This window comes from Shewanella sp. Choline-02u-19, from assembly GCF_002836205.1.
Classification (GTDB): domain Bacteria; phylum Pseudomonadota; class Gammaproteobacteria; order Enterobacterales; family Shewanellaceae; genus Shewanella.
Map to the genome: position 1 here is coordinate 2,976,838 of NZ_PJBE01000013.1, position 13,966 is coordinate 2,990,803.

Sequence of the window (13,966 nt, forward strand, 5' to 3'; positions counted from 1 at the left end):
ATGACATTTTTTCAACACTACGGCATCACGCCAGAACTACTGATTATTTTGGCAATTGATCTAACCATTGCTGTGTTACTGCTGACATTAATGCGTTACCTGCAAGGCTGGACTATCAAGGTAAATAGTCGTAAAGAGCTTGCTGAAAACGACAACTTTGCTTTTGGTATCAGCACTGCTGGCGCGGTTGCGGCATTAGGTATTGTGCTGACTGGCGCTATCACCGGAGAGGCAGCTGAATCCTACCTAGTCGAAGCTATTGGCATGTCCGCTTACGGATTATTTGGGCTGATACTGATTAAACTAGGTCGATTTTTACATGACAAAGTGGCACTAAATGAGATTGATAAAAATGCCCTGATCATTAAAGGTAATGTCTCAGTCGCCATTGTTGATGCCACTGCAGCCATTGCAACCGCCATCATCATCCGCTCAGTGCTGATGTGGGCGGAAGACCTTACGGTTTATACCTTTATCGCTATATTTAGTGCTTTTGCTATCTCGCAGCTCATGCTAGTCGTACTGACGCGTGTGCGTGCCAAGCGCTATGCCGACCGTAATCAAAATGCTTCTATGCAAGCAGCACTGGCTCAAGGTCATATCGCTTTGGCTATTAGGCATAGTGGCTACATGCTAGCGATGGCATTTAGTTTTAATGCGGCAAGTCACTTTATTATTTTCAATCCAGAAGCTTATGTTGCCAATCTATTCGGTTGGTTAATGTTCTCTGTCATTATGCTGGTGTCCTTATCTATTTTGATAAAGATTGTCAAAAAGTTAGTCCTCGCCAACATTGATCTGTTTGATGAAGTAGAGAAGCAAAATAACATTGGTGTTGCTGCTGTTGAAATGGCAATCAGTGTTTCAATCGCGCTTATTCTCGCGGCGTTAATGGCCTAATGTAAGCCTAAAGATGGGAGCGGTTATCATCGCTCCCTTTTTCATACCATAGATAAACCAATAGACTCACCATGCCAAACACCTCTCACAGCGACACCTTAAATCCGAATACAATAAAGCCGGCAAAACTAGGCTGGTTTGATGATCTATTACTGCTAGGCATTATGGCCGTTTTGGCTGGCTGCGGCTTAATCTATGAGTATCTACTCTCACACTATGCTGGCCGCATACTCGGCGCGCTTGAAGCCGCTATTTACACCATGATCGGCCTGATGATCGTATCCATGGGTATTGGTGCCTTTGCCGCGCGGAAAATTCGCTGTGCCTTTACCGGCTTTGCCGTACTTGAGCTCAGCGTCGCGCTATGTGGCTCGTTAGCCATCTTGATCACCGCTAGTGTTATTGGCTTTGGCCAACAGCTACCGTTAATTGTGGCTCAAACACTCGGTCTTCCAAGCGATCAACTCCCTAATGGCGGGTTTATCGCAACCTTACAAAAACTCAGTGAGTACTTACCTTATTTTTGGGGAGTATTACTTGGATTAATGATTGGTATGGAGATCCCGTTAATCGCTAGAGTTCGCCAGGCTTTGTCTGACGAACACTTGATGCATAATGCGGGCACTATCTATGGCGCTGATTATATCGGCGCAGGCATTGGCGCAGCCATCTGGGTAGGCTTTATGCTTGCCATTGATATTCAGTTAGCCGCGTCGTTAACCGCCAGCTTTAATTTACTCGCTGGCTTTCTATTTATTTGGCGTTTTTGGACTAAAATCCGCCATGTAAAACTGCTGCTGGTCGGCCATATTGCTGCAACAGGTGTACTTCTCTTATTAGCACTGCATGGCCCTTCTTGGGAGCAAAGTTTTAATAACTTACTCTACAAGGACAATGTGGTTTACGCTAAAGCAACGCGTTTTCAGCAACTCACTTTCACTGAGCGCTTAAGAGGAAATGGACTCGGCCCAGTTCACTCGCTCTATATTAACGGTCGCCTGCAGTTTTCCAGTAGCGACGAACACATATATCACTCCTTTTTAGTCCACCCTACGCTTGCAGCCAGCGCGCGTCATGACAAAATTTTAATCATAGGCGGTGGAGATGGTTTAGGGCTTGCTCAAGTGCTTAAGTGGCAGCCTAAACAGGTCACATTAATGGACTTAGATAAAGAGCTGGTAAAGCTATTCAAAACGCCAAACACCGATATGCCTGCACATCTAACGAAAGCATTAATGGCACTCAATAAAGATGCACTGAATGACCCTAGAGTCAGACTGATATTTGACGATGCTTTCAATGGGGTAGACCAATTACTTAAAAATGAGGAAAAATTCGATGCCATTATCGTTGACCTTCCCGACCCAAGCCATCCCGATCTTAACAAGCTTTATTCAGATACTTTCTATCTGAAGCTAAAGGAACTTATGAGTGCGGATGCTGCCATAACAATACAGTCAACATCACCGTATCATGCGCCTAAAGCATTTATTTCAGTGGGTAAGACTTTGGAGTTAGCTGGCTTTACGGTGGATCAATACCACCATAATGTGCCCAGTTTTGGCGAATGGGGTTGGACTATTGCGACATTAAGTGGCAAAAGTGCCAAATCTAGACTAGATGAAATACAGCAATTACCCATAGATGATGCTTGGTTTACACCAGAATTAATGCATGCCGCTTTTGCATTCCCGGGTAATTTTTATATCGATAAACAGGCTATCAAACCAAATACCTTGGGTTCGAGTCAGTTATACCAGTACCACCAGCAAGCTTGGTTAGAAAATCAGTAAAGCTTATTTTTTACACCGCAAAGATAGCACTTGACATATTATGTCCTGATGTTATCTTTAATCGCAGACATAATATGTCAATAAGGACAAATATGAATATCCACAACATTGCCAACCATCTAAATGAACTTGGCGACAATGGCCATACTGGCTTTCAATTTGATTGTTATCCAATTGATGGCGACGTGGAAGTCTTGCAGGTTAACATCGTTGGCCGAGAAGAGATCCCGGTGTTCTTATCGGTTACGGACAACCAGATCCTTTGCATCAGCTATTTATGGGGCGAGGATGAAGTGAATCAAGAGCGTCGTAGTGAGATGTTTGAGACCATGTTAGAACTCAACATTCCAATGCCACTTTCATCGTTCGCCAAGATTGATGACAAGTATGTGGTATACGGCGCACTATCAGTACAATCAAGCATCGAAGAGATAGAACAAGAACTATCTGTTCTATCTGACAACTGTCTCGAAGTAATCGACGAACTCGCCGATTACCTTAAATAAAGGAGCCACATTATGGGCATTCTAAACAAGATTCTTACTGCTTTTCGCGGTGGCGCAACTGAAGTTGGCCAAGGTATTGTAGACGCAAACTCAACACGTATTTTTGAACAAGAGATCCGTGATGCAGCGAAACATCTGACTAAAGCTAAACGCGACTTAACTGAAGTGATGGCAAAAGAGATGCAAGCCAGCCGTGAAGTTGACCGCCTTAAGCGTGCAGTTGCTGAACATGAAGGTTACGTAGCACAAGCACTTGAAAAAGGTAACGAAGCATTAGCACTAGAAGTTGCTGAGAAAATCGCTGAACTGGATCAAGAACTTAATGACCAGCAATCTGCCAACGAAAGCTTCAGCGCACATGCGACTCGCCTAAAAGAGCTAGTACGTAAAACTGAACGTCAAGTCACTGATTACCAACGCCAACTGACGATGGTAAAGACGACAGAAAGCGTACAAAAAGCGACTGCAACAATTACCGATTCGTTTGCGGGCAGTAACTCAAAGTTACTTAACGCTAAAGATTCGCTAGAGCGCATCAAAGCTCGTCAGCAGTCATTTGATGATCGCCTTAAGGCATCTGAGACGCTAGCGGAAGAAAACAACGACAAAGCGCTGCATGATAAGCTAGCGGAAGCAGGTATTGGTGAGCAGAAGTCTAACGCTAACGCTGTACTTGATCGCATTAAAGCCCGTAAAGGCTAAAGGAGTATGACGTGGGATTTCTAAGTGGCCTATTTGGCAAGAAAGAGGAACCTAAACGTCAACTCGACCACCCATCAAAGCTAGATAAGGGGGATATGATCTCCCTTGATGATAGCTTTGCGCTGCCACCACAATTACGTGGGCAGCAGCTAAGAGTTGAAGCGGTTAATACTTATGAGTATGAGCGCAAACAGCAAACGGAATGGGTGCTAAAAGGGCACGGAAGTGACACCATCTTTCTCGGCTTAGATGAAGATGATGAAACTTACCTCGCGTTGTCGATAAAGGTTAATCGTGGTTTAGTCGAGCAGCTATTCAATCTAGAGCAATTTAGCGCTATTTTTGAAGAACCTGGCAAAGCAGAGCTAACCACCAGTGAATTGTCACCTGAGCTAGCAACTGAATTTGAACAGTGGTTGTCACCTCAATATCATCAGGTCACATTTGCAGGTTTTGGTTACTTTCACCGTCAGGATTATCGGGGCAATAAGCCACCTCAAGATGCCGATGGCCCTACAGGCGATCCTTTTGAATCATACCAATTACTGGATGACGATGAAGATAAGGCCATTGATATCGAAGTCTATGATGGGGGGGAAACAGATGTCATGTTGACACTTTACCGCCCTCTATCAGACATCCGGGACTATTGGCCTGGCGCATAATTTAAAGGTTCTAACGTGACTCACGTTAGAACCTTTTTTATTTCTAGCGCTATGAGTGATAGCATTAACCTATAAAGCCGTTTCTATGGATAGGTAATATCTTACGCATGAGCAAGCAAAAGAATCCGTTGCCGGAACAGTGGCAGCAAAATCAAAAAGCCGCTAAGGCCACTCAAATTGCCTTTGATTTGGATGAGAAATTTCAATATTCCATCCGTAAAGCCGCGCTTGATGCCGGTGTCAGTCCTTCAGATCAAATTAGAGACATTCTCGGGTTAAGTGTGACTAAACGTCCTAAACGCCCTCGCCTTACCGTATCCTTAAGCGCGGAAGACTATGCCCAGCTCGCTGAAAGGTACAACTTAAAAGCAGAGCAACAGTTAGAGATCAAAAAACACGTACTGGATGATCTCATTAAATTCAGTGCCGAAGACTAACGCCCCGAAGACTTATTTTGCTTCCCGGTTTAGGGAAAGTGCAGCAAGAACGATGGATCGATAAATGACTAACGAAAAGCGCTGGATCATACAACCTGAAACGCCGCCAACACCATTCCAGCTTGCGATGATGCTGTTGTCGTTGCTCTCTGTCGTTGTAGTGCTCGTGCTTACATTTGGCGGCCTTGATGGCGAGACTAGGCGCTTACTGTTCTTTATAGATACCTGTATTTGTCTTCTCTTCATGTCGAATTTTTTCTATGGCCTATTCAAAGCAGAGAGTAAAAAAACTTACTTTAAGCATCATTGGATAGATCTAGTTGCCAGTATCCCAGCAATTGAAGCACTGAGAATGGCACGACTTTTTCAGATCCTTCGTGTTGTCAGACTCATTCGTATGACCCGTTCCCTAATTGTCCCTATGGTCAAACAGCGTCGCCAAGCCACTCTGGCAAGCTTGTTAGTGGCTTTAGTGACGATTCTTACCTTTGCCTCTGTTTTGGTACTTATTGTCGAGAGCGGTGTTGAAGGGGCTAATATTGAGACTGCTGAAGATGCTATTTGGTGGGCTTTAGTCACAATATCGACTGTCGGTTACGGTGACTACTACCCAGTGACCACAGCTGGACATATTATCGGTGGTATGGTCATTGTGTGTGGCGTCAGCTTTTTTGGTATTATTTCTGGTTATATGGCCTCAGTATTTGTCGCCCCAGACGAAGCCGAAAAACTCGAGAGCCACAGTGAAGAGATCCGCTCAGAGCTGCAAATGAGTCTTGCTCGCATGGAAGCCAACCAACAACAGCTGCTTAAAGAGATAGAAGCGTTAAAATTAGAGATGAGAGACGCCAAAAAATAAGCCCGCACATTGGCGGGCTCAATCATTAAAAACGTGTCACCAAAGCGTTAACGCCAGTACGGTTCGTTCTGCATTGCACTACGACGTGAAAGCTCCATTGCCTGCACTAAACTCAGCTCTTTATTTTCAAGCCAATCACTAATATCAATATACGCCAGTTCACTAATCACCTTAAGCTGCCGATAAGCCGCTAAAGTTCTAATACCTAACGCAAGGTCTTGCCAAGGTGCCCTAAATTGATCACGTGATTTGTTTGAATAAAGCTGACCATATGCCACACCAACAAACATGCTGTTATCTAACGCCTTTGCGACAGCAAGATAGTCGCTACTGCTTAAATCATTATTTAATGGCATAACATCCAATATCTTTTGCCATGATTTTTCTTGTAGCTCATCGGCAAATTGCTTCAAACTGAGTGTTTTATCAATAACAACGTTGCCAACACTTATTTGCATCAACAGATCAACAAGATGTACTTGCAGTCGGCCATAACAAATATCGTCTAACAGCGCGTCGAAATGGGCAGAAATATTCAGTTGCTGCAATTTAGCATTGGCTATATCTACCAGGGCATCCGACATCGACAACTTAGCGATAAGGGCGCCGTTTTTCTCCACAATAGAAAATAGACTCAGCGACTCTTCGATAAAGTTAAGCCGACGCTCAATACAGCCAAAGTCTTCTTCAAAAGAGTCACCTAACAAGGTAAATTGCGCCAGCGTGCTTTTTAGCAACCGAATACAAGCTCTGAGTCGATAACAGAGCATTGGCAGTTCATGGGGGTTCTGCGCGACATCAAGGATCATCGCTTCTAGCTGCTGCCATCTTTCTAGCCCAACTTCGAGCAAGTTTATGGCGACTTGTTTTAAGTTTTGTTCAGGCTTTAATGCTATAAAATCGAGCACTTCCAAATTAAACGGACTTGCTTGAGCCGCTAACTGATAGCCTCTTTTTGCTTTACTCGCGTTGCCTAATCGAACCGGTACTTCTCTGCTAACAATACCTGCTAAAACAAGTAGGGCAGCAGTATCACCAGCAAGTAATTCAAACTCTAATTCACAGATGGGTTCAGAGCGGTCATCAACACAAATATGACCGATATCAAGCGCCACTTCGACCAAACTATCATCAACAAAAATATGCCATTTTTGTCGTTCAAAATCAGTATTGAACAAACAACGCAACTGTAACTGCACTTGTTCAAGATCTGCGCCTTGTGGCCAAATTTTACTCGGGAATAAATTTAATTTTGGAAAATCGTGATCTATATCGACATTAAATTCAGGCCGAGAGTGGATCCCACCGACAACCTGTCCAGCAGTCTTAATAGTTTGCTCTCGGTGAGTATTTATCCCGCGAACCCGCAATCCCATGTCCCAATGACGCAAAGTAAGGTCAGGGGTTTCAAAATACCCATTAGTTAACTTTTCGCTGCCTTTACTATCGGAATTAGGAATGCTATCCAACAGGTTTATAAGGGTTTTTCTTTTATTTTCATTAAAGAAAAGTTTGAGTTCTATCTCTGCTTCCATCTGTGTACTATTCGCCTTGTAATCAAAATTTAATCAATCTGTCATTAATTCGACACAGTGTAATATTTTTGTAATAAAAACGCCGTAGGATTCGCTTTGCAGTTAAGATATAACTCGTTAGAATAAAAAACTGTTTAGTTAATTACAAAAACACAGTTTTCTTACGCGGCCGCTTGGGTTAACATGCGCCCGCTTTTTCCAATAGTGGAATAACCTAAATAGGTAAACGGCAATGCCAGTAAACTCTATTTTGGGCGTGTTTGCAAAATCGCCAATTAAGCCTCTCCAAGAGCATATAGACAAAGTATACGACTGCGCGTCATTACTTGTCCCATTTTTCGAAGCTACAGCCTCAGGTGACTGGGACAAAGCTGTTCAACTGCGTCAGCAAATAAGCTTGACCGAGCAAGAAGCAGATTCACTAAAACGTGAAATCCGCTTAACTCTGCCAGGTGGTTTGTTTATGCCCGTTGAGCGTACTGACTTACTGGAGCTACTCACCCAGCAAGATAAGATCGCTAACAAAGCGAAAGACATTTCCGGTCGAGTTATTGGCCGAGAGCTCGTCATCCCTCATGCAATCCAAGAATCCTTCATTGCTTATTTACAACGCTGTCTTGATGCAGTTGCGTTATCAAAGCAAGCAATTAACGAACTCGACGACCTACTAGAAACTGGTTTTAGAGGCCGTGAAGTGGATCTTGTGGCAAAAATGATCAGTGAACTTGACTCTATCGAAGATGACACTGATGTTTTACAAATTAAGATACGTAGACAACTTTTGGCTATCGAATCTGATTTTAACCCTGTAGATGTAATGTTCCTCTACAAGATAATTGAGTGGGTTGGTGACTTGGCAGATCTTGCCGAACGAGTCGGTTCCCGCCTAGAGCTGATGTTAGCTCGCGTCTAATCAAAAGATTATCAAGGTAATAACATGGTTGATGTATTAGTCACCAACGGCCCATGGCTTATTGGCATGGCAGCTCTATTTGGTTTTTTAATGGCTTGGGGTATTGGCGCAAATGATGTAGCCAATGCAATGGGAACCTCTGTAGGTTCCAATGCGATTACAATTAAACAAGCGATTATTATCGCTATGATTTTTGAGTTTGCAGGTGCGTATTTAGCCGGTGGCGAAGTCACCAGTACAATCCGCAAAGGCATTATTGACTCAACTTTCTTTATTGAACAACCTGAGCTTCTGGTATACGGCATGATAGCGTCTTTGCTAGCCGCTGGTATCTGGCTTATCGCTGCTTCAGCACTTGGTTGGCCAGTTTCGACCACTCACTCTATTATCGGCGCCATTGTTGGTTTCGCTGCAGTAGGCGTAAGTGCAGATGCGGTTGAATGGGGCAAAGTAGGTGGTATTGTAGGTTCTTGGGTTGTCACGCCGGCAATATCGGGCTTTATCGCCTTTATGATATTCCAAAGTGTCCAAAAGCTTATCTTTAATACCTCTAATCCACTTGAAAATGCTAAACGTTATGTTCCTTTCTATATGGCTCTTGCTGGTTTTGTAATGGCACTTGTCACCATCAAGAAAGGTCTTAAACATATTGGCTTGCACTTTGACAACCTAGAAGCTTATTCGTTAGCGCTCGCTATTGCAGCACTTGTAGGAATTGGTGGCATGATCGCTATCAAACGCCTAAAAATGGATAATAAAGCAGATCGTCAAACCCAGTTTGGTAACGTTGAAAAAGTCTTCGCTATCTTAATGGTTGTCACCGCATGTTGTATGGCATTTGCGCATGGCTCAAATGATGTTGCTAACGCTATTGGCCCACTAGCGGCGGTTGTTTCAATCGTTAACAGTGGTGGCGAGATCAGCAGTAATGCCGCTCTTGTTTGGTGGATTCTGCCATTGGGTGCAGTGGGTATTGTCTTAGGACTTGCTATCTTTGGTAAGCGTGTAATGCAAACCATTGGTAAGAATATTACTCACCTGACGCCAAGTCGTGGTTTTGCGGCAGAGCTTGCAGCAGCATCGACGGTGGTTATTGCATCGGGTACTGGTCTACCAATCTCAACGACACAAACCCTAGTGGGTGCGGTGTTAGGTGTCGGCATGGCTCGTGGTATCGCTGCAATCAATATTGGCGTAGTGCGTAATATTGTTGTGTCTTGGGTGGTAACCCTACCCGCTGGTGCCGCGCTATCAATCATGATCTTCTTCATGATTAAAGGTATTTTTAGCTAAATACTGAGCTTTATCGCACCAAAAAGTACTGCGATTCCTTAAGGGAGTTTGATAATATTTGTATCAAGCTCCCTTTTTGCGTTTTATCTCCCTTAATGCCACTTGCATTAAGTCCTCTAAATCCATAGCATGTTGGCTAAATTTCATTGATGAGAATAGATTGGTGTTAAAAATTCTAACTATTGTGGGAGCGTTATTACTTTCCCCCTCTTTATTTGCGGCAAACCAAACAAGTTACATCTCTGATGATGTTTTTATCTATCTCCATGGCGGACCGGGTACCCAGTTTCGGATATTGGGCAGCGTAGAAGCGGGTCAGAAGATAACTTTATTAGGTGAAACTCAAGGTGACTACAGCAAGATAATCGATCATAAGGATCGTGAAGGCTGGGTTCAAACTAAGCTACTCAGCTCAGCTGTAAGCTTGCGTGAACAATTACCGGCGGTGCAAGCAGAGCTAGCGCAAACTAAAGCTGACTTAACCAACGCACTCACGACAACAGATTCGAGTGTACAAGAGTTGAGCCAGATTAAGACGCAATTAGCTCAAGCACAAAAAGCACTTGCAAGTGCTAGCCAAGAGCGCGATAGCGCTCAGGTAAAACTGGCAAGTATGCAAAGTAATGAGCGTTTTGAAATGTGGCAACAAGGTGGCTTTATCGCCGCTGGCGGCCTGTTATTGGGCATTATTTTAGTTTACTTACCACGACCACAGCGTAAACCTAAAAATCACTGGTAAATAGTAACCTGTTATTTTTAGTTCTTTAGCCAGTGTTTTTAAACGCTGGCTTTTTATTTTCTAGCCTTCCCCCCTTACCCAGTGGGGCCTAGCACACGCCCCACCACCCCCAAGTCAAACAAAGATCACATTCCTTCACGCAAAGGTGTTCCTTATCACATTTTACAGGTACAATCACCCGCGCGGAGGCCTTAGATTGTATACAAAAAGATAACAACAAAGATCTTGTCGCATTAAACATCCCTGCAATATACCTTCGGCCAAGATGGAAGTTATTAATATGTTCAAAGCGAGTGAAGTACTAGCTGGTCGTTATGACTCAGCCGATCTCAACGAACTGTTCAAAGCGATCAGCAATAATTATATTGTTGATGAAGAACTATATTTATCAGAATTGATAAAACTGGTTCCGTCCAGCAAAGAAGAGATCGATCGTGTGACAAATCGTGCATACGAATTAGTGAATAAAGTACGTCAATACGACAAGAAAGGCCTTATGGTCGGTATTGACGCATTTTTACAGCAATATAGCTTAGAAACACAAGAGGGCATTATTTTAATGTGCCTTGCTGAAGCCTTATTGCGAATTCCTGATGCAGCAACCGCTGACGCCCTGATTGAAGACAAACTCTCTGGCGCTCAATGGGATGAACATCTGAGCAAGAGTAACTCACTCTTGGTCAACGCCTCAACTTGGGGGTTGATGCTTACCGGTAAAATCGTCAAACTCGACAAACAAGTCAACGGTAAACCAAGTAAGTTACTTAACCGCTTAGTCAATAAGATGGGTGAACCTGTTATCCGCCAAGCCATGCTTGGGGCGATGAAAATAATGGGTAAACAATTTGTACTTGGTCGCAACGTAAAAGAGGCGCTCAAAAATAGTGTCGACAAACGTAAGCTTGGTTATACCCATAGCTACGATATGTTAGGTGAAGCAGCTTTAACTAAAAAAGATGCGCAAAAATATTTCGATGAGTACTCTAGTGCTATCGCAACGATCGGCGGGCTAGAGTATGACGAAAGTAAATCTCCTCGCCCAACGATCTCAATTAAACTCTCAGCGCTACATCCTCGTTACGAGGTTGCCAACGAAGATAGAGTCTTAACAGAGCTATATGACACGCTGATATTACTTATCAAGCAAGCTCGCTCTCTTAGAGTCGGCATCTCTATTGATGCAGAAGAGATGGATCGCCTTGAGCTTTCATTAAAACTATTCCAACGCCTTTATAATTCAGACGCAGCCAAAGGCTGGGGTCTACTGGGTATTGTCGTTCAAGCTTATTCTAAGCGTGCGCTGCCAGTATTGTGCTGGTTAACTCGTCTGTCCAAAGATCAAGGCGATGAAATTCCACTACGTTTAGTTAAAGGCGCCTACTGGGATAGCGAGCTTAAATGGTCGCAGGAAAATGGTGAAGCGGGTTACCCTCTTTATACCCGCAAAGCGAGTACCGACGTGTCATATCTTGCCTGTGCAAGATACTTGTTGTCTGATGCCACACGCGGCGCTATCTACCCACAGTTTGCCAGTCATAACGCCCAAACGGTTGCTTCAATAACCGATATGGCAGGTGACCGAAATTATGAATTCCAACGCTTACATGGCATGGGCGAAGAGCTTTACGACACTCTGTTAGCAGAACGTGGCGTTAAGACGGTCCGTATCTATGCGCCAGTGGGTGCCCATAAAGACCTACTGCCTTATTTAGTGCGCCGCTTGCTTGAGAATGGCGCAAATACGTCGTTTGTACATAAACTTGTCGATCCTAAAACGCCGATTGAGTCACTGGTGATACATCCACTGTCGACGCTAAAGGGCTACAAAACGCTAGCTAACAACAGAATTGCTTTACCTGCCAACATATTCGGTACTGAGCGTCAAAACTCGAAAGGCCTCAACCTGAACATAATGTCAGAATCGACTCCTTTTTTGGCGGCAATAGAAAAGTATAAAAACCACACTTGGTCTGCTGGTCCATTAGTCAACGGCGAAACCTTAAGTGGTGACATTAAAGAAATTGTTAGCCCATTTGACACCTCTAAGGTAGTTGGTAAGGTTGCCTTCGCTAACAAGCATGCTATTGAACAAGCCCTTGCCGGCGCTGCGGCTTCATTTCCAAGCTGGTGTTCTACCCCTGTCGAGGTGCGAGCCAGTGCACTGCAGAAGCTTGCCGACCTAATTGAAGATAACCGTGAAGAGCTGATTGCACTTTGTACCCGTGAAGCGGGTAAGAGTATTCAAGACGGTATCGATGAAGTGCGTGAAGCCGTTGATTTCTGTCGTTACTATGCAGTGCAAGCAAAGAGAATGATGGCTCAACCCGAGCGACTTCCTGGCCCAACGGGCGAGATTAACGAGTTATTCCTTCAGGGCCGCGGGATCTTTGTCTGTATTAGTCCATGGAACTTCCCATTGGCAATCTTCATAGGCCAAGCAGCAGCAGCGCTAGCGGCAGGTAACACTGTTGTCGCTAAACCTGCAGAGCAAACGTCTATCGTCGGTTACCGCGCGGTACAGCTCGCTCACGAAGCGGGCATTCCGAAAGATGTGCTGCAGTTTCTGCCGGGGACAGGGGCAACAGTAGGTTCAGCAATTACCAGTGATGACCGTATCGGTGGTGTTTGCTTTACCGGTTCTACAGGTACAGCAAAACTGATTAACCGCACGCTAGCCATGCGCGAAGGGGCAATTATTCCTTTGATTGCTGAAACCGGTGGGCAGAATGCTATGGTAGTGGATTCCACATCACAACCAGAACAAGTGGTTAACGACATAGTGTCGGCATCTTTCACCAGTGCGGGCCAACGTTGCTCTGCGTTGCGGGTGCTGTTCCTGCAAGCGGATGTTGCTGATCGCGTGCTTGATGTAATGAAAGGCGCGATGGAAGAGCTTACCATTGGTGACCCAAGCTCAGTCAAAACTGACGTTGGTCCAGTGATTGACGCCACGTCTGCTGCAAACCTTAACGCTCACATCGACCATATCAAACAAGTCGGTACGCTAATTAAGCAGATGGAGTTACCTGCAGGTACCGAAAATGGTTACTTTGTTGCGCCAACGGCCATTGAAATAGCGTCAATCAAGCAGCTTGATAAAGAGCACTTTGGGCCGATTTTGCACGTGATCCGTTACAAGGCATCCGAGCTAAATAAAGTTATCGATGAGATCAACTCAACTGGATTTGGCCTCACGTTAGGAATCCACAGCCGTAACGAAGGTCATGCGCTTGAATTAGCAGGTAAAGTTAATGTCGGTAACGTTTATATTAACCGTAACCAAATTGGTGCTGTAGTCGGTGTTCAACCCTTTGGTGGTCAAGGGTTGTCTGGCACCGGTCCTAAAGCAGGTGGTCCACACTACCTTACGCGCTTTATAACCGAGAAAACACGCACTAACAACATCACCGCGATAGGTGGTAATGCCACACTATTGTCTTTAGGTGATAGTGACGATTAATGACTAAAGGTATTGATACCTAAGCCAATAATCTTAAACTAAAAAAGCCAGGTTTTTAATCTGGCTTTTTTTATGCGGCACTGTGGCCATTAATGCGAGCGAGTCACTGAAGCTAATGCCTTAATTAGTTCAAAATGCGTAAGGGTTATAGACTATTACCCTTA

12 protein-coding genes are annotated in these 13,966 nt (G+C 44.3%); 11 read left to right on the top strand and 1 reads right to left on the bottom strand.

Annotated elements, in window-relative coordinates:
• The 7 genes from CXF83_RS19635 to CXF83_RS19665 all read left to right on the top strand — a co-directional run bounded on the left by CXF83_RS19635 (position 1) and on the right by CXF83_RS19665 (position 5,862).
• Positions 1-900: a DUF350 domain-containing protein gene (locus CXF83_RS19635; RefSeq protein ID WP_101092501.1), complete on the top strand. Its 900-nt coding sequence runs from the start codon at positions 1-3 to the stop codon at positions 898-900.
• 71 nt (positions 901-971) lie between these two features.
• The gene (locus CXF83_RS19640; RefSeq protein WP_101092502.1) at positions 972-2,693 is read left to right on the top strand and encodes a polyamine aminopropyltransferase; all 1,722 of its coding nucleotides are present in this window, start codon (positions 972-974) and stop codon (positions 2,691-2,693) included.
• 92 nt (positions 2,694-2,785) lie between these two features.
• Positions 2,786-3,199 carry a YjfI family protein gene (locus CXF83_RS19645; protein WP_101092503.1) on the top strand — a complete coding sequence of 138 codons (414 nt, stop codon included), beginning with the start codon at positions 2,786-2,788 and terminating at the stop codon, positions 3,197-3,199.
• Positions 3,200-3,211: 12 nt separating this feature from the next.
• The gene (locus tag CXF83_RS19650; RefSeq protein ID WP_101092504.1) at positions 3,212-3,901 is read left to right on the top strand and encodes a PspA/IM30 family protein; all 690 of its coding nucleotides are present in this window, start codon (positions 3,212-3,214) and stop codon (positions 3,899-3,901) included.
• Between the two features lie 11 nt (positions 3,902-3,912).
• A complete protein-coding gene (locus CXF83_RS19655; protein ID WP_101092505.1) occupies positions 3,913-4,566 on the top strand; it encodes a DUF4178 domain-containing protein in 654 nt (217 codons plus the stop codon).
• A 107-nt stretch (positions 4,567-4,673) separates the two neighbouring features.
• Positions 4,674-5,003 (top strand): hypothetical protein, encoded by a 330-nt coding sequence (locus CXF83_RS19660; protein WP_101092506.1) that lies wholly within the window; start codon positions 4,674-4,676, stop codon positions 5,001-5,003.
• A 64-nt stretch (positions 5,004-5,067) separates the two neighbouring features.
• Positions 5,068-5,862, top strand: coding sequence for a potassium channel family protein (locus tag CXF83_RS19665; protein ID WP_101092507.1), 795 nt, complete (start codon positions 5,068-5,070; stop codon positions 5,860-5,862).
• A 47-nt stretch (positions 5,863-5,909) separates the two neighbouring features.
• Here the strand turns inward: CXF83_RS19665 and CXF83_RS19670 are convergent, their stop codons facing one another.
• Positions 5,910-7,397: a CYTH domain-containing protein gene (locus CXF83_RS19670; protein WP_101092508.1), complete on the bottom strand. Its 1,488-nt coding sequence runs from the start codon at positions 7,395-7,397 to the stop codon at positions 5,910-5,912.
• A 232-nt stretch (positions 7,398-7,629) separates the two neighbouring features.
• Here CXF83_RS19670 and CXF83_RS19675 point away from each other — a divergent pair, with 232 nt between their 5' ends.
• The 4 genes from CXF83_RS19675 to putA all read left to right on the top strand — a co-directional run bounded on the left by CXF83_RS19675 (position 7,630) and on the right by putA (position 13,802).
• Positions 7,630-8,310, top strand: coding sequence for a TIGR00153 family protein (locus tag CXF83_RS19675; RefSeq protein ID WP_101092509.1), 681 nt, complete (start codon positions 7,630-7,632; stop codon positions 8,308-8,310).
• Between the two features lie 24 nt (positions 8,311-8,334).
• Positions 8,335-9,603: an inorganic phosphate transporter gene (locus CXF83_RS19680; protein WP_101092510.1), complete on the top strand. Its 1,269-nt coding sequence runs from the start codon at positions 8,335-8,337 to the stop codon at positions 9,601-9,603.
• A gap of 163 nt (positions 9,604-9,766) precedes the next feature.
• On the top strand, positions 9,767-10,342 hold the full coding sequence (locus CXF83_RS19685) for a TIGR04211 family SH3 domain-containing protein (protein ID WP_101092618.1): 576 nt from the start codon (positions 9,767-9,769) through the stop codon (positions 10,340-10,342).
• Positions 10,343-10,607: 265 nt separating this feature from the next.
• Positions 10,608-13,802: a bifunctional proline dehydrogenase/L-glutamate gamma-semialdehyde dehydrogenase PutA gene (putA, locus tag CXF83_RS19690; RefSeq protein WP_180960971.1), complete on the top strand. Its 3,195-nt coding sequence runs from the start codon at positions 10,608-10,610 to the stop codon at positions 13,800-13,802.
• Positions 13,803-13,966 lie beyond the last annotated feature (164 nt).